The organism is Deinococcus sp. KSM4-11 (assembly GCF_004801415.1).
GTDB lineage: Bacteria > Deinococcota > Deinococci > Deinococcales > Deinococcaceae > Deinococcus.
This window is the reverse complement of the sequence record NZ_SSNX01000003.1, coordinates 332,225-347,679: the sequence shown is the minus strand read 5'-3', so window position 1 is coordinate 347,679 and position 15,455 is coordinate 332,225. Positions and strand designations below refer to the sequence as shown.

General features: G+C 68.9%; 14 protein-coding genes. 10 read left to right on the top strand and 4 right to left on the bottom strand.

Features of this window, described 5'->3' with window-relative positions:
- Window positions 1–21 precede the first annotated feature (21 nt).
- From opp4C to E7T09_RS11565, 3 genes are read right to left on the bottom strand one after another with little or no spacing between them, the layout of a single operon-like run.
- Complete coding sequence (gene opp4C, locus E7T09_RS11575; RefSeq protein ID WP_136389329.1) at window positions 22–903, bottom strand: oligopeptide ABC transporter permease; 882 nt, start codon at window positions 901–903, stop codon at window positions 22–24.
- A complete protein-coding gene (locus E7T09_RS11570; RefSeq protein WP_240741754.1) occupies window positions 896–1,849 on the bottom strand; it encodes an ABC transporter permease in 954 nt (317 codons plus the stop codon). Before E7T09_RS11570 ends, opp4C begins: the two co-directional genes overlap by 8 nt.
- A 40-nt stretch (window positions 1,850–1,889) precedes the next feature.
- A complete protein-coding gene (locus E7T09_RS11565) occupies window positions 1,890–3,425 on the bottom strand; it encodes a peptide ABC transporter substrate-binding protein (protein ID WP_136389327.1) in 1,536 nt (511 codons plus the stop codon).
- 280 nt (window positions 3,426–3,705) lie between these two features.
- On the opposite strand from E7T09_RS11565, the gene E7T09_RS11560 reads away from it, so the two are divergent.
- The 5 genes from E7T09_RS11560 (at window position 3,706) to E7T09_RS11540 (ending at window position 9,980) form a co-directional block, all read left to right on the top strand.
- On the top strand, window positions 3,706–4,902 hold the full coding sequence (locus E7T09_RS11560) for a hypothetical protein (protein ID WP_136389326.1): 1,197 nt from the start codon (window positions 3,706–3,708) through the stop codon (window positions 4,900–4,902).
- 12 nt (window positions 4,903–4,914) lie between these two features.
- Entirely contained in the window at window positions 4,915–5,703 is a 789-nt protein-coding gene (locus E7T09_RS11555; RefSeq protein WP_136389325.1) for an IclR family transcriptional regulator, read from the top strand.
- The gene (locus E7T09_RS11550; protein ID WP_136389324.1) at window positions 5,700–6,908 is read left to right on the top strand and encodes a Xaa-Pro peptidase family protein; all 1,209 of its coding nucleotides are present in this window, start codon (window positions 5,700–5,702) and stop codon (window positions 6,906–6,908) included. The genes E7T09_RS11555 and E7T09_RS11550 overlap by 4 nt, the downstream gene beginning before the upstream one ends.
- A gap of 430 nt (window positions 6,909–7,338) precedes the next feature.
- On the top strand, window positions 7,339–8,634 hold the full coding sequence (locus E7T09_RS11545) for a thiolase family protein (protein ID WP_136389323.1): 1,296 nt from the start codon (window positions 7,339–7,341) through the stop codon (window positions 8,632–8,634).
- On the top strand, window positions 8,631–9,980 hold the full coding sequence (locus E7T09_RS11540) for a 3-oxoacid CoA-transferase (protein WP_168734816.1): 1,350 nt from the start codon (window positions 8,631–8,633) through the stop codon (window positions 9,978–9,980). The genes E7T09_RS11545 and E7T09_RS11540 overlap by 4 nt, the downstream gene beginning before the upstream one ends.
- A gap of 88 nt (window positions 9,981–10,068) precedes the next feature.
- On the opposite strand, the gene E7T09_RS11535 is transcribed toward E7T09_RS11540, so the two are convergent.
- On the bottom strand, window positions 10,069–10,497 hold the full coding sequence (locus tag E7T09_RS11535) for a hypothetical protein (RefSeq protein WP_136389321.1): 429 nt from the start codon (window positions 10,495–10,497) through the stop codon (window positions 10,069–10,071).
- A gap of 486 nt (window positions 10,498–10,983) precedes the next feature.
- On the opposite strand from E7T09_RS11535, the gene E7T09_RS11530 reads away from it, so the two are divergent.
- Genes E7T09_RS11530 through E7T09_RS11510 form a run of 5 tightly spaced genes read left to right on the top strand, consistent with a single transcriptional unit; the run spans window position 10,984 to window position 15,367 of the window.
- Complete coding sequence (locus E7T09_RS11530; RefSeq protein WP_136389320.1) at window positions 10,984–11,406, top strand: hypothetical protein; 423 nt, start codon at window positions 10,984–10,986, stop codon at window positions 11,404–11,406.
- Window positions 11,406–12,464 (top strand): MoxR family ATPase, encoded by a 1,059-nt coding sequence (locus tag E7T09_RS11525; RefSeq protein WP_136389492.1) that lies wholly within the window; start codon window positions 11,406–11,408, stop codon window positions 12,462–12,464. Before E7T09_RS11530 ends, E7T09_RS11525 begins: the two co-directional genes overlap by 1 nt.
- Complete coding sequence (locus E7T09_RS11520; RefSeq protein ID WP_136389319.1) at window positions 12,451–13,419, top strand: DUF58 domain-containing protein; 969 nt, start codon at window positions 12,451–12,453, stop codon at window positions 13,417–13,419. The genes E7T09_RS11525 and E7T09_RS11520 overlap by 14 nt, the downstream gene beginning before the upstream one ends.
- The gene (locus E7T09_RS11515) at window positions 13,416–14,414 is read left to right on the top strand and encodes a VWA domain-containing protein (protein WP_136389318.1); all 999 of its coding nucleotides are present in this window, start codon (window positions 13,416–13,418) and stop codon (window positions 14,412–14,414) included. The genes E7T09_RS11520 and E7T09_RS11515 overlap by 4 nt, the downstream gene beginning before the upstream one ends.
- Window positions 14,414–15,367, top strand: a complete 954-nt coding sequence (locus E7T09_RS11510; RefSeq protein WP_136389491.1) for a VWA domain-containing protein — start codon at window positions 14,414–14,416, stop codon at window positions 15,365–15,367. The genes E7T09_RS11515 and E7T09_RS11510 overlap by 1 nt, the downstream gene beginning before the upstream one ends.
- Window positions 15,368–15,455 lie beyond the last annotated feature (88 nt).

Sequence of the window (15,455 nt, the reverse complement as noted above, 5' to 3'; positions counted from 1 at the left end):
TGAAGATCAACATCGAGATACTCAGCTGCGCGGGTCGAGTGCGTCGCGCAGGCCGTCGCCGAGAAAGTTCACGGCCAGAACGGTGATCAGGATCAGCAGTCCGGGAAACAGGGCCAGCCACGGCGCGCTCTGGAGCCACTGGCTGGCGTAGTTCAGCAGGTTGCCCCACGTCGGAGTGGGCGGCTGCACGCCCAGGCCCAGGAACGACAGGGCGGATTCGAGCATGATCCCGCTGCCCACCGCGAGCGTGGTGGCGACGATGATCGGCCCGAGGGCGTTGGGCAGGATGTGGCGGAACATGATGCGGTTGTTGCTGCCGCCCAGCGCGCGCGACGCCTCGACGAACTCGCGCTCGCGCAGGCTCAGGAACTGGCCGCGCACGAGCCGCGCGGTGCCCATCCAGCCGAGGATGCCGATGATGGTGACCAGCAGCGCCACGTTGGGGCGCAGCATGCCGGAGAGCAGGATGACCAGCGGCAGCAGCGGGATGCACAGCACCACGTCGGTCAGGCGCATCAGGACGCTGTCGACCACGCCCCGGTAGTAGCCGGCGAGTGAGCCGATCAGGGTGCCGACCAGGGTGGCGAGCAGGGCGCTCGCCAGGCCGACGGCCAGCGACACGCGGGCGCCGTACAGGACGCGCGTGAAGGCGTCCCGGCCGAGCTGATCCGTGCCCATCAGGTGGGCGCGGCTGGGCGGCTGCGGCTGACCCATGATGCTGAGATCCTGGCCGTCGAAGGCGTAGGGCGCGATCTGCGGTGCGAACACGGCCAGCAGCCCGAGGATGCACAGCACCACCAGGCCGGTCACCGCCAGCCGGTGCCGCAGGAAGCGCCGCACGAACAGCCGCCAGGGCGTGTCGGCCGCCCGGCGCTGGGTGGTGGGCAGGGTGGCGTCACTCATAGCGGATCCGGGGATCGACCGCCGCGTAGGCGAGGTCGGCGAGGAGGTTGCTCAGGATCAGGGCGAAGGAACCGGCCATCATCAGGGCCATCAGCACCGGGTAGTCGCGGCCGTTCATGCTCTCGATGAACAGCCGCCCGATGCCGGGCCACGCGAAGATCGTCTCGGTGATGACCGCGCCGGACAGGATGGTCGCGAAGTCCAGCGCAACCACGGTGATGATGGGAATCAGGGCGTTGCGCAGCGCGTGGTGGTAGACCACCCGGCTGGTGGTGAGGCCCTTGGCGCGGGCGGTCCGGACGTAATCCTGGCCCAGGACCTCGACCATGCTCGAGCGCATGTAGCGGCTCCAGCCCGCGACCGACGCGAACGCCAGGATGCATGCGGGCAGGATCAGGTGGTGGATCAGGTCGAGCACCGAGTTGCTGCCGATGGTCTGGATACCGGCCGAGGGCAGGATTCTCCACTGCACGGCGAACAGCAGCTGGAGCATCAGCGCCAGCCAGAACACCGGCATGCTCACGCCCAGGAACGACAGGAAGGTGATCACGTAGTCCACGCCGCTGTAACGGCGCACGGCGCTCACGATGCCGAGCGGCAGCGCGATCAGCAGCGAGAGCACGAAGCTGGTGCCGCCCAGGATCAGGGTCGGCACGATCCGCTCGGCGATCTCCTGCGTGACCGGCCGCGCCGTGCGGATGGAGTAGCCCCACTCGCCGGTGAAGAACGCGGTGACCCACGACACGTACTGCACGGGCAGCGGCTGGTCGAGCCCGAAGGCCGTCCGCATCTGCGCGAGCGCCTCGGGGCTCACCGAGGGATTGTCGGCGTAGACGTCGAGCGGCCCCCCGGGCGCCAGGTGCAGCACGCCGAACAGCAGGAGCGACACCCCGAGCAGCAGGGGGAGCGTCCCGAGGAGCCGTTTGAGGAGGTGAGTCGCGTTCACAGGAACTCCGAATGGAGGGGCGGGCATGACCCGCCCGCCCTCACTTGTTCAGGTACCAGCCGCTGGTGTTCACGAAGTTGGTCATGTTCGTCGGGTTGGGCACAAACCCGCCGAGCTTCTCCGTCACGGCGATCATCGAGGGGTTGCTGGTCACGGGAATGCTGGGCAGATCCGTCATGAGTTCCGTCTGGAACTCGCGCAGGGCGGCGGTGCGCTGCGCCGGGTCGAGGGTGCTCTCGGCGCGGGCCAAGAGCGCGTCGATCTTGGCGCTGGCGTAGCCCTGGCCGTTGTTCACGCCCTTGCTGCCGAAGAACACGCTGTAGGTGGGATCGGCCGAGGTGATCCAGCCGCCGTAGAACAGGTCGTAGTTGCCCTTGTAGCGCGCGTCGCGGAAGGCCACGCCGGACTTGTTGTCGGGCTGGAGTTCGATGCCCGCCTGCTTCAGGGACGCGATGATGACCTGCTCGGCGTCCTCGTCGGTGGAGCGGCCGGCCTGCGCCATGATCTTGAAGCTCAGGCGCTTGCCATCCTTGGCGCGCACGCCGTCGGAGCCGACCTTCCACCCGGCCGCGTCGAGCAGCTGCTGGGCGCGCGCGAGGTTGTAGTCGTACTTGGGCACGGCGGGGTTGGTGTAGGAGAACACCGGCACGACCACGGTGTTGATCGGCGTGGGGTAGCCGCCCAGCGCCTTGCTCACGGCCGCCTTGTTGATCGCGTAGGCGAAGGCCTTGCGGACGTTGACATCCTTGAAGGCGTCGATGGTCTTGAGGTTGAAGTCCAGGTGCTGCCAGCTCAGGACGTTGTTCTTGACGATCTTCACGCCGGGCACGCCGTCGAGCTGCGTGACCTGCGAGTAGGGAATGCCGTAGGCGAGCTGCACTTCACCGGTGCGCACCTGCGTGACCAGCGTGTTGCTGTCGGGAATGATCTTGAAGATCATGCCGTCGAGGTACGGGAGCTGCACGCCCTTGCTGTCCTTGCGCCAGTAGTACGGGTTGCGTTCCAGGATCACGTACTGGCCGCGCTTGAATTCCTTGACCATGAAGGGGCCGGTGCCGAGCGGTTTTTCGTTGTAGGCGTCGGTGTTCAGATCCTTGCCGTCGAGCGTGTGCTTGGGGAAGATCCCGAAGGTGAACAGCGTGCTCATGAAGTCCGGGGCGACGCGCTTGTAGTTCACGACGACGGTGGTGGCGTTGGGCGTGTCGATCGAGGAGATGTCCTCGGTGCCGTCCTTGCTCTCCGCGATGAACTTGGGGTTCTTGACCGCTTCCCACGTGAATTTCACGTCCTCGGAGGTCATGGGCACGCCGTCCGACCACTTCAAGCCGGGGCGCAGGCGGTACGTGACGGTCATGGTCTTGCCGTCCGGCGCGATCTTGATGCCGCCGTTGCGCACGGTGGGCACCTGCGTGGCCAGCACCGGAACGTAGTTCGCCTTGGCGTCGGGCGCGACCAGACCCTCGACGACGGCCGCCTGGACGTCGCCGAGGAAGCCGGTGGAGTACACGTTCAGGGTGTCGATGTCGTAGCCGAGGCCGACCGTGAGGGTGCCGCCACGCTGCTGCGCGGCTGCCATTCCGCCTAGCAGAATGAGGCTCGCGACAGCGGTGCGGAGGACGTTTCGGGATGCGGAATGCGGGGTACGGATGTTCCGAGTCATGATGCAACCTCCATAAACGGGGTGATGATCAATCTCCACTGGGCCGACGCAATTCTTGTTGAACGCCTGGATTGTAAGGACTGTACCAGAGCAAGTCAACAGCAAAATGCGTGACTGATTTCACGATGCGGAATGGCGGGCTGGGTCTATGGTTCCACGATGCGGAATTTGCGCTACGCTCTCGGAGGAGGTCACAATGCCCACGCAAGACATCACGGTTCAGGATCAGGAACTCGGCCAGCGACTCACGGCGCTCACCATCGGCATGGATCAGCTCGAGCGCCGGCTCTCCCGCGGCCACGGCGTGCTGGACAGCGAGGGGCTCGTCCCGATCTATCTCGGCCAGGATCTGGTACCGGCGCCGGCCTACCAGGACTGGGAAGAGGTGCACACCGAGCTGGCCGCCCTCGACAGTGCCACGCTCCAGCTCGGTGCCGGCCCGCGGCGCGCCTTCCTGGAAGACATGCTGCGGTCGTTGCGCACGGCCGCCCGGCTCTTCGAGGGTGAGGAACTGAGTTTCAAGGAGAAGCTCGAGCAGCTCGTCGGCGTGCCGGCCGAGCCGGTCAGTGACGACGTGATCCACGACCTGCAGGCCACCATCGACACGCTGCTGCAGCAGGCCGGGTACCGCGAGGGCACCCTCGGCGAGCGCGTCCACCGCTGGGAAGCCGACGGGGCCATCGCGGCAGGCGAGCTCGGGGCGACCTTCACGGCCCTGATGCGCGAGGCGCAGAGCCGCACCGACGCCCTGATCTACCCCACCGGCGACTACACCATGGCGCTGAACGAGGTGCGCGGCGTGCCCTTCACCGCCCGCTGCAACTTCAACGCCGGGCAGATGGATCTGAACGTCGACCTGAACTTCACGCGCTCGGCCCTCAAGCACCTGGTGTGCCATGAGGTGTTCCCCGGCCACTCGACGCAGCTCCTGTACACCAAGAGCGCGGCCGAGCGCGGCGAGAGCACCGCCGACGTCCTGCTGTGCACCGCCAACGCCGTCACCGGCTGCGTGCAGGAGGGCATCGGCGACCAGGGCGTGCACCTGATCGACTGGGTCGAGGACACCAACGACGCCATTCACATGACGCTGCGGCGCCTGAGATCCTCGACCGCCACCAGCGCCGCGTGGTACCAGATGGGCGCGGGCTGGAGCGAGGAGCGGGTGCGCGCGTTCCTGGAGGCCTCCAGCTTCGGGCAGCCCGTGTGGATCGACGGCCGCATCCGTTTTGCCAGCTACAGCTTCCGGGGGCCCTTCATCGCCTCGTACTGGCACGGCGACGAGGCCGTGCGCTCGGTGCGCGAACGGATCCGTCCGGAGCAGCGGGCGGCCTTCATCGAGACCCTGTACGGCCAGATGCACTCGCCGCGGAGCCTCATGATGTTCCAGGCCTGAGGTCGAGCCGACATGAGTGAAAACGTCCAGAGCATCGAGCGCGCCCTGACCCTCATCAACACCATCGTGGACGCCCAGCGGCCCCTGAGCATCGCCGAACTCTCCCAGGCCGCCGGCCTCGCCCCCAGCACCATCCACCGCATCGTGCAGACCCTGACGGCCAACGGGTACATCCACCAGGATCACAGCACCAAGCGCTACGACATCGGCCCGGAGATCGTCGAGATCAGTCGGTCGCTGTACCTGCGGTACGACCTGGTGCGGCGCGTGCGGCCCTACCTGCAGGACCTCGTCGACCTGACCGGGGAGACCGCCCACCTGGCCGAGCTCTACGGCACCAGCGCCATGTACCTCAGCCAGCTCGAGCCCCTGAGCATGGTGCGCATGTTCACCACGCCGGGCTCCATCGCGCCGCTGTACTGCAGCGACGTGGGCAAGCTGTTCCTGGCCGACCTGCCGCCCGCCCGGGTCAGCGACATCATCCACAAGACCGGCCTGCGGCCCCGGACGCCGCACACGATCACCAGCGCCGACGACCTCGACGCGGCCCTCCAGGTCGTGCGCGAGCAGGGCTACGCCGTGGATGACGAGGAACGCGAGATCGGCGTGCGCTGCCTGTCCGCGCCGATCCTCAACGGCGCCGGCAAGGTCATCGCGGCGGTGGGCATCGCCGGCTCCAGCGGCCGCGTGCTGCGGGAACGCGTGCCGGAACTCGCCTCCTGCGTGCAGCAGGTGGCCGACCGCGCCGCGAGTGAACTGATCCTGCAACCCCAGGACGAGCCCGAGGCGCACCGCACATGACGGCGGCGACCCGACTGGAAATCACGCGGGCGGAACACGCCCAGCGGCGCGAACGGCTCGCGGCGCGGCTGCACGGCGCGGAGCTCGACGTCATCTGCGTGTTCGGCCCGGTGCGCGTCGCGTACCTCACGGGCTTCCACTTCGCGGCCACGGAGCGGCCGGTCGGCGTGGTGCTGACCGCCACGGGCGACGTGACCGTGCTGCTGCCCGAACTGGAGGGCGACCACTTCGCCCACCAGTGCCCGGATCTGCCCTCGCCCCTGACCTACCCCGAATATCCGGGTGGCGGCAGCGGGCGTCACCCGCTGAGCGTGCTGGCCGACCATCTGCGCGCCCACCACACACAGGGGCGCATCGCCGCCGACCACGACGGCTACGAGAACCGCTGGGGGTACCGGGGGCCGGCGCTCTCCGCGCTGCTCGGGCAGCCGGTCGCGGACGGCCTGGCCCTCATTGATGACCAGCGCATGGTCAAGAGCCCGGCGGAGATCGCCCTGATCCGTGAAGCATGCCGCTGGGGCGACCACGCCCACCGGCTGATGCAGGACGCCATCGCGCCGGGCGTCAACGAACTCGTCGTGTCGCACACCGCCAGCCTCCAGGCGACCCGTGAGATGCTGGCGGCGCTCGGCGACCGCTACGTGCCCAAGTCCCGCGAGGGACTGCCCGCCAACACCATGTTCATCGGCGGCGCCAACACTGCCCACCCGCACGGCCTGCACCGCAACGTGGGCGTGGAGCCGGGAGACGTCCTCGTCACCGGTGCCTACGGCGTCGTGGGCGGCTACGAGAGCGAGCTCGAGCGCACCATGCACGTGGGCAACCCCACCCCTGACTTCGAGCGGTACTTCGCCGCCATGCTCGGCGCGCAGGACGCCGGCCTCTCCGCACTGCGTCCCGGCCGCACCTGCGCGCAGGTCGAGGCCGACGTACGCGGGTACATCGAGGACACCCTCGACATGACCCGGCTGGTGCGGCATCACACCGGGCACGCCTTCGGCCTGGAGGGCCACGAGCACCCGTTCCTCGACCTCGACGACCACACCGTCATCGAGCCGGGCATGATCTTCTCCATCGAGCCGGGCCTGTACGTTCCCGGTCTGGCCGGCTTCCGACACTCCGATACGGTGCTGGTCACGGCGGACGGAAGTGAGCGTCTCAGTCTCTACCCCCGTGGCCTCGCCGAGCTGATCATTCCCCTGTGAATGCCAGCAAGGCCCGTGACAGACAGGGCTGAGAGCGGGCCGACGGATTAGTTTGATCCCGTCCATTCTGTCCACGGATTCGTCGGCCAGGAGCACAGAGCCTTTCAGCCACACCACAGAACCCCCGCCGCAAGGCGGGATTTTCCTTGTGTAGGGCTGCGCCTGTTTGGCACGCTGCGGCCAGATCGTCGAGATTGGTCTCGAACGGACTCCATACGGAATGGGGAACACGTCGAATACCCTCCAGCACCTAGGAATCGAACGCGACGTGGCCGCCGAACTGTCCAACGGGGCCAGACGTTCTCGACGGCGCTGGAACCGCTCCCGGCCAGGCGCTCCCGCTGACCGAGGCAGACTACTCGGGCGTCACGTACCTTCTGATCGACCGCCTTCCACGCACGCACACAGCGGAACCAAGGAGCACCGAACCATGACCTCATCCAGACCCGCCCTCCACGCCGCCGACCTTGCCGACCGGGATGTCGTGATCGTGTCCGCCTTGCGGACGCCGATCGGCACGATCCGCGGCAGCCTGTCCACCGTTCGTCCCGATGACCTCGCCGCCCTGGTGATCCGTGAGGCGGTGGCCCGCGCCGGAGTGCCGGCCGACCAGATCGAGGAGGTCATCCTGGGTTGCGCGAACCAGGCCGGTGAGGACAACCGCAACGTCGCCCGCATGGCGGGCCTGTTGGCGGGCCTGCCGGACAGCGCAGCGGGTCTGACGGTGAACCGCCTGTGCGCCTCGGGTCTCTCCGCGGTCAACACGGCGGCCCGCGCCATCCGGAACGGGGACGGCGACGTGTACGTCGCTGGGGGGGTGGAGAGCATGACCCGCGCCCCCCTGAGCCTGCCGAAAGGAGGAACGGCCTTCGCGACCGGGAACGTCACGGCGTACGACACCACGCTGGGCTGGCGCTATCCGAACCCCGCTATGGAAGCCCTGTTCCCGCTGGAAGCGATGGGGGAGACGGCCGAGAACATCGTCGAGCGCAGCCGACAGGGAGCGTACGTCGGCGGAGAGATCACCCGCGCGGATCAGGACGCCTTCGCGCTGGAGAGCCAGCGCAAGGCCGTGGCCGCCATCAACGCCGGGCACTTCACTGACCAGATCGTGCCGGTTCAGATCAAAGGGCGGAAGGGCACCACGCTGTTCGATACCGACGAGCATCCGCGCATGGCCAAGGCGGGCGACACCTACACCCTCGCCACGGACGAGGCGACCCTGGCCGGGCTGAAACCGGCGTTCCGGAAGGGGGGCACGGTCACGGCCGGGAACGCCAGCGGCCTGAACGACGGGGCAGCGGCCCTGGTGCTCATGAGCGCCTCGAAGGCGCGCGAGTTGGGAATCACGCCCCTGGCCCGCTGGGTGGGCGGTGCGGCGGCGGGAGTGGAGGCGCGCGTGATGGGGCTCGGCCCCATTCCCGCCACGCGCAAGGTGCTGGAGCGCACCGGCCTGAGCGTCGGCGACCTCGACCTGATCGAGCTGAATGAGGCGTTCGCCGCTCAGGCCCTCGCGTGCATCCGGGAACTGGGACTGGATGCCTCCCGAGTAAACGTGAACGGCGGCGCGGTTGCCCTGGGGCACCCGCTGGGCATGAGTGGAGCGCGGCTGGTCGTGGCCCTCACGCACGAACTCGCCCGCACCGGCGGACGCTACGGTCTGGCCACCTTGTGCGTGGGCGTCGGCCAGGGCGAGGCGGCGATTATCGAAAGGATCGAAGGATGAAGACTGTTCCAGTGATCACCGCACAGGACGCAGCAGCCCTTGTGAAGCCCGGCCAGACCTTGCTGGTGGGCGGCTTCGGGATGACGGGCACCCCCGTCCATCTCGTCCACGCGTTGGCGGAGACCTCGGTGCGAGATCTGACCTTCGTGGGGAACAATGTCGGGGAACCCGGACTCAGTGGTGGGCGGCTGCTCCGCAACGGGCAGCTCAACAAGGCCATCGGGTCGTTCTTCACGTCCAACCGCGAGGCAGTGCAGGCGGCCCAGGACGGCCGCCTGGAGGTGCAGCTCATTCCCCAGGGCACCCTGGCCGAAGCGCTGCGGGCGGGTGGGGCCGGGATCGGCGGGTTCTACACGCCCACGGCCGCTGGCACCGTGATTGCGGGCGAGGCCGATGTCCGGGTGCTGAATGGACGGGAGATGGTGTTCGTCCCCGCGTTGCGCGGGGACGTGGCCTTCATCCGCGCGTGGCGGGCGGACACCGCCGGCAACCTGCAGTACCGCCTGACCGAACAGAACTTCAACCGCGCGATGGCGACCGCCGCCGACCTCGTGATCGCCGAGGTCGAGGAGATCGTCCCGGTCGGGACGATCTCCCCGGAGCACGTCCATACGCCGGGCCTGTACGTCGATTACCTGGTGCAGGCCACCCTGACAGTGGATGATCTGGGCAGCAGCGCCGATGTGAAGGGCAGTGCCAGGAAGGTGGATGAGGCCCGCCTGGCCATGGCCCGACGGGCCATGGCCGAACTCCATCCCGGTGACGTCGTGAACCTCGGCATCGGCATTCCCACGCTGGTCGCCGACCTGATGACCCCCGACCTGGGGCTCAACCTGCACACCGAGAACGGCATGCTGGGCGTGGGACCAGCCCCGGAGGACGGCGGCGCCCTCGACTATCCCGTGAACGCGGGGAAGAGTCCGGTGACGGCGCTGCCGGGGGCGAGTTACTTCGACTCGGCCGAGAGTTTCGGGATGATCCGGGGCGGCCACGTGGACGTGGCCGTGATGGGTGGCCTGCAGGTCGATGCCCACGCGAATCTGGCCAACTGGGCGGTGCCGGGCAAACCGCTGCTGGGGGTGGGGGGCGCGATGGATCTGGCGTCGGGCGCGAGGCGGTTGATCGTGCTGATGACGCACACCGATCCGGATGGCACGCCGAAAGTCGTTTCGGCGTGCACGCTGCCGCTGACGGCCCGCGGCGCGGTGGACATGGTGATCACCGACAAGGCTGTGTTCGCGTTCCGACAGGGGCAGCTCACGCTGACCGAAGTGATGCCGGGCAGCACCCTCGAGGAGGTCAGGGCCACGACGGAAGCGGGCTTCGTCGATGCCCTGGACGATTGAACCTAAGTGTGGGGCGATGGATTTTGAGTTATAGAGCGAGTACACCACGGGCTTCGTCAGCAGGTGCTTCCGTTGGAAGCAGGCGCTCTTACGGCCATGTTTCAAGACAGTGGCGTTGCCACCGGCCTGTCCTCTGGGATCGTGAGGCCGCCCTAATGGCCTTGTCTTCCTGCCTCCTGAACAGGTAGTCGGAATCGCATTGCTCGCGCACGGCCTTCAAGCGTTGCAGATGCGGCTCGGATGGAGCCTGGGCAAGCACGTCCTCCTCGATGCCGGGGAAATTCAGGTACGTGCCGCCCCTAAAGCACGGTGCGAACGCCTCCAGACACCCACGGATCCACGCAATATTGCGGGCGCACGTCTCCAAATCAGGTTCGTCCCAGTTCGCCTCGAAGCCCAATAGGTACATGGAGTAGGCGCCGGCCTTCACGGGCATACGGTCGAGTGTGCCTCCCAGGCGCCACAAGTCCATGGTCGACAGCGGTGATGGGCTGCGGGCGGCCAGGGTGGTCAGCATTAGCGCCTCGTCCGGCAGGGCGGTCGAGTACGCAGACGTCCAGTCAGACTGGCGGCCGGACGGAGATTTCTGCTGCAACTGGGAGAACGGCTGGACACCACTCAGAGCCACCAGATGCTCCGCAGCTCACCGGCGGCAACATACCCAGCGTACAGGGCGGCCCGCATAGCGAACGAGTGGCCGTGCGCTGGCTAGAACACCATGGCGAACATCACGTCCGGGTCGAGCGGGTACACATCGAACTCGAAGGCGGTCGTCGCCCCTCGACCGCCAAGCCCTCCACGCAGCCCAGTGGTCGATCTTTTTCAGGCCTGTGCCTCAATCAACCCCGGCGCCGCCTGTCGAGCTGCGGATTTCTTGGAGCACTTTCTTCGGATTCCGGAAGGCGTACAGTGGGCGGACGTTCTCACTCACCCGGGAGATTGGCGTGACCGCTTCAGACTGTCGGCCTCAGGTGTATTTCCTCCTTTCCCTCTGGACTACACCGTGAAGGGGTGGCCGGTGGTGCTGGCCCTCGGTGCGCTGGGGGTGGGGTTCGCGCTGGGCCGGGCCGGGGTGCCTGGAGCGACAGTTCCGGGCGCCGCGTCGGTGTGGCGATCCATCGTGGATCAGGCGCACGACGATCCTGTGCCGGTTGACCCCATGAACAGCGATCCCCGCGAAGTGATTCCCCTCACGCCCGGCCCCGGCCAGCAGCCCGGAACCGGACCGCAACAGCCCGGGCAGGCGCCGGGTCAAGGAGAGTGCACGGTGCTGATGTTCAAGGACGGGCAGTTCTACCGCATGGAGCCGGGCACGGCCCCTGGCGGCAACACCCCGAACGGTGACAGCGAACTGTTCCCGGTGCAGCCTCCGCAGGCGCCCGCGCCGGACGCGCCGCAGTTCCCCGGGCCGGAGATCAGGTCGTGATCCCCGACGCTGCTCCCCTGACGCCGCTGCCGCCGGAGGCGGTCACTCAGGCTGCCGCCCGTCTGCGCACGCTGCTGTTCGAGGTCAAGAAGGTGATCGTCGGGCAGGATCTGCTGCTGGAGCGGCTGCTGGTGGCGCTGCTCGCCCGGGGGCATGTGCTGGTCGAGGGCGTACCGGGGCTGGCCAAGACCCTCACGATCCAGACGACCGCGCAGGCCATCGGGGCCACCTTCAAACGCATTCAGTTCACGCCGGACCTCGTGCCTGCCGACCTGATCGGGACGCGCATCTACAACCAGCAGACGGGTGAGTTTCAGGTCGAACTGGGGCCGGTGTTCGCCCAGCTGATCCTGGCCGACGAGATCAACCGCGCGCCCGCGAAGATCCAGTCGGCGCTGCTGGAGGCCATGCAGGAGCGGCAGGTCACGATCGGCACCCAGACCTTCCGGCTGCCCGATCCGTTCCTGGTGCTCGCCACGCAGAACCCCATCGAGTCGGAGGGCACGTACTTCCTGCCGGAAGCGCAGGTCGATCGCTTCATGTTCAAGGTGATCATCAGCTATCCGGGTGTCCACGAGGAAATCACCATCGTGGAGCGGGTGTCGCAGACGTTCCCGGCCATCACGGAGCAGCTGTCCGGGGAGGAACTGCGGGCCTTGCAGGCCATGGCCGACCAGGTGTACGTGCCCCCGGCCGTGATCGAGTACGCGGTGACCCTGGCGCGGGCGACGCGTTCCCCCGCCGACGTGGGCCTGCCGGACCTGCAACGCGCGGTCGCGTACGGGGCCAGTCCGCGCGGCAGCGTGAACCTGATCCTGGGGGCCAAGGCGCTCGCCATCGTGCGAGGCCGCGAGTACGTGCTGCCCGAGGACGTGCGTGACCTCGCTCCGGAGGTGCTGCGCCACCGCATCATTCCGTCGTATGAGGGCATGGCCGAGGAGATCCGGCTCGAAGACCTCGTGACCCGCGTGATCGCCGCCGTGCCCCTGCCGCGCGTGCACATGGGCGACCCGCACGGCACCCGCCCGCCGGACGGGCCACGAGATGACCTTTCTTAGACGCCGCCCGGCCCGCCCGGTGCCCCCCCCGCCCCGCGCCGAGGTGCGGCCGCCGCCGGAACTGCCGGCACAGTTGCTGCGAAGGCTGGAATTCAAGGTGGTGCGTCGCCTGGACGGGTTTCTGTTCGGCGATTACCGGGGGCTGTTCTACGGCCCCAGCCTGGACCTTGCCGAGGTGCGCGAGTACCAGCCGGGCGACGAGGTGCGCCGCATCGACTGGAACGTGACCGCGCGCAGTGGGCGGCTGCACGTGCGGCAGTACCAGGAGGAGCGCGAGCTGACCACCTGGCTGCTCGTCGACACGTCCGCGTCGATGAACTTCGGCACCCGCCGCGTGCTCAAGCAGGATCTGGCGCGGGAATTCGCTGGGGTGGCGGCCCTGATCGTCACCCGCCACGGCGACCGGCTCGGCGCGCTCACCTTCGGCCCGGCCGCCGGGATGGCCACGCCCCGCCACGGGCGGGCGCAGGCGCTGGCCGTGATGGCCCTGCTGTCCCGCCAGGCCGCGCCCGGCCCGGTTTCAGGCGACCGCACGACCCTGGAAGCGGCCCTGACGACCGCCGGCCACCTGATGCGCCGCCGCTCGCTGGTCTTCGTGGTCTCCGATTTCCTGGAGGCGGTGCCGCCCGGTGGCCGTGGCTGGACCGGCGCCCTGGGACGGTTGGCGCAGCGGCACGACGTGGTGGCCGTGCGCATCTCCGACCCGGTCGAGCGGGCGCTGCCGGATGTGGGCGGCCTGCGTGTCCGCGATCCGGAGACCGGCGAGGAACTGTGGCTGGACACCTCCAGTCCGCAGGTGCGCGCCGCGCACGCCCGGCTGGTGGAGGAACGTGACAGTGCGCTGCGCCGGGCCCTGCGGGCGGCGCGGGTGGATCTCCTCGACCTAGGAACCGAACGTGATCCGGTCGGGCCGCTGCTGCGCTTCGTGTCGGCCCGCCGGGGGCGGCGGCCATGACCTTCGACGCACCGCTGCTGCTGTGGCTGCTCGTGCTGCTGCCGGTGGCCCTCGTGGCCCTGCGGGTCTGGGCCCGCCAGCGTGACCGGCGGCGGCGCGCATACGCCGACCCGGCGCTGCTCGGGGCTGCCCTCCATGACGCGGCGCCCCGGCAGACCCGCTGGCCGCAGGCGCTGCAACTGGGCGCGCTGGGCCTGCTGCTGCTGGGCGCCGCGCAGCCGGTCGCGCCGGTGCGGCTGCCCTCCAACCAGGCTGCCGTGATGATCGCGCTCGACACCTCGCGGTCCATGCTGGCCGACGATGTCCGCCCGACCCGGCTGGCCGCCGCCCAGGGTGTCATCCGGGAATTCCTGCGCCTGTCCCCGTCGTCCACGCACATCGGGTTCCTGACCTTCTCGGATCGCGCGGCGGTGCTGGTGGCGCCCACCACAGACCGGCGGGCCGTGCTGGACGCCCTGGCGCGCGTGAAGCCCGCCCAGGCGACCTCGCTGGCCGGGGCACTGGTAAGCGCCGTGCGGGCCCTGCCGGGCCGGGAAGCGGCCACGCCCCCGCCCGAACTGGAGGGCACATCTTCCGGGAGCGGCGCCGCCCCGCAGGGCCCGTTTCCGCCCGGCGCGGTGCTGCTGCTCTCGGACGGGATCTCCAACCGGGGGGGCAGTCCGCTGATCGCCGCGCGCTTCGCCTCGATGTACGACGTGAAGGTGTACGCCGTGGCGCTGGGCCGTGAAGGCGGCGCCGTGAGCCAGATCGGGGGGCAGATGGTGTTCGTGCCCTTCGACAGCCGGGGCCTCCAGCGGCTCTCCCAGCTCACGAGCGGCGAATTCCTCGACACGCCCGACCCCGGCGAACTGCAGGGGATCTCCCGCAGCCTGGGCACTGCGATCCGCTGGACGACCACGCCCCTGACCCTGAGCGCGCCCCTCGCTGGGCTGGCCGCCCTCCTGCTGATCGTGGGCGGCGGGCTGGGCTTCAGGTGGCACCGGAGGATCCCGTGATGTTCATCTGGCCGTGGGCCCTGGCCCTGCTCGTCCTCCTGCCCCCACTGGTCTGGATCTACCTGCGCGGCCTGCCGAAGCCCGCGCGGGCCGCCGCCATCCACCCGGATCTGGCGCTGCTGGCCCGCGCCCAGGGCCGCCCGCATCCCGTCCGGCGGCACTTGCCCTCGGCACTGTACCTGGGGGCGGTGGGGCTGGCCCTGCTGGCGGTGAGCCGTCCCCAGGCCGCCGTGCCGCTGCCGGACGACCGCACGGCCATCATGCTGGTGCTGGACGTCTCCCGCTCCATGCGCGCCCAGGACATCGAACCCAGCCGCTTCGTGGCCGCCCAGCAGGCCGCCCGGTCGTTCGTGAAATCCCTGCCGGCCGGCACGCGGGTGGGCCTGGCCTCCTTCGCCGGGTCGTCCCTGCTGAATGCGCCGCCCACCAGCCGCCATGAGCAGGTGCTGGCGGCCATCGACGGTCTCACGCTGGGCTCCAGCACTGCCATTGGCGACGGCCTCCTTGAAGCCCTGAACGCCCTGGTCGACGGGACAGCCAGGGCGCCCACGGCGGATCAGAAACCCGCCGCTGCCATCGTGCTGCTGTCGGACGGCCGCAACAACAGCGGCGTCGACCCGCTCCAGGCGGCCTCCCGTGTCAAGACCTCCGGCATCAAGGTGTACACCGTCGGGCTAGGTACGGCCGGCGAATCGCTGCGCAGCGACCGCTGGAATCCGCCCGGCAGAAGCCTGGACGCCGCCACCCTGCAGCAGATCGCCACGACCACCGGCGGGCGCTACTACGAGGCGCGTTCGGCGTCTCAGCTCAGCTCGGTGTACCGGGAGATGGGCCGCTCCCTGGCGTGGAAGATGGAGTGGCGCGAGGTCTCCGGGATCGTCGGTGCCCTGGCCGGCCTGCTGCTGCTGGGCAGTCTGGGCCTGTCCCAACGCTATACCCGCCGCCTGCAGTGACACTGGCCCCCGAAGCGTGAACCCACGGCGGGGCCCTCGGAACGCGGGAATCTCACATCGCGGCGGCTGGCCGAAAGGTCACTGACAG

What these genes read in the sequence shown, in the direction of transcription:
- E7T09_RS11510 (WP_136389491.1), top strand. Translation starts at nt 14,414, where the DNA reads ATGTTCATCTGGCCGTGGGCCCTGGCCCTGCTCGTCCTCCTGCCCCCA.
- E7T09_RS11565 (WP_136389327.1), bottom strand. Translation starts at nt 3,425, where the DNA reads ATGGCAGCCGCGCAGCAGCGTGGCGGCACCCTCACGGTCGGCCTCGGC.
- E7T09_RS11550 (WP_136389324.1), top strand. Translation starts at nt 5,700, where the DNA reads ATGACGGCGGCGACCCGACTGGAAATCACGCGGGCGGAACACGCCCAG.
- E7T09_RS11545 (WP_136389323.1), top strand. Translation starts at nt 7,339, where the DNA reads ATGACCTCATCCAGACCCGCCCTCCACGCCGCCGACCTTGCCGACCGG.
- E7T09_RS11560 (WP_136389326.1), top strand. Translation starts at nt 3,706, where the DNA reads ATGCCCACGCAAGACATCACGGTTCAGGATCAGGAACTCGGCCAGCGA.
- E7T09_RS11515 (WP_136389318.1), top strand. Translation starts at nt 13,416, where the DNA reads ATGACCTTCGACGCACCGCTGCTGCTGTGGCTGCTCGTGCTGCTGCCG.
- opp4C (WP_136389329.1), bottom strand. Translation starts at nt 903, where the DNA reads ATGAGTGACGCCACCCTGCCCACCACCCAGCGCCGGGCGGCCGACACG.
- E7T09_RS11540 (WP_168734816.1), top strand. Translation starts at nt 8,631, where the DNA reads ATGAAGACTGTTCCAGTGATCACCGCACAGGACGCAGCAGCCCTTGTG.
- E7T09_RS11535 (WP_136389321.1), bottom strand. Translation starts at nt 10,497, where the DNA reads ATGCTGACCACCCTGGCCGCCCGCAGCCCATCACCGCTGTCGACCATG.
- E7T09_RS11555 (WP_136389325.1), top strand. Translation starts at nt 4,915, where the DNA reads ATGAGTGAAAACGTCCAGAGCATCGAGCGCGCCCTGACCCTCATCAAC.
- E7T09_RS11520 (WP_136389319.1), top strand. Translation starts at nt 12,451, where the DNA reads ATGACCTTTCTTAGACGCCGCCCGGCCCGCCCGGTGCCCCCCCCGCCC.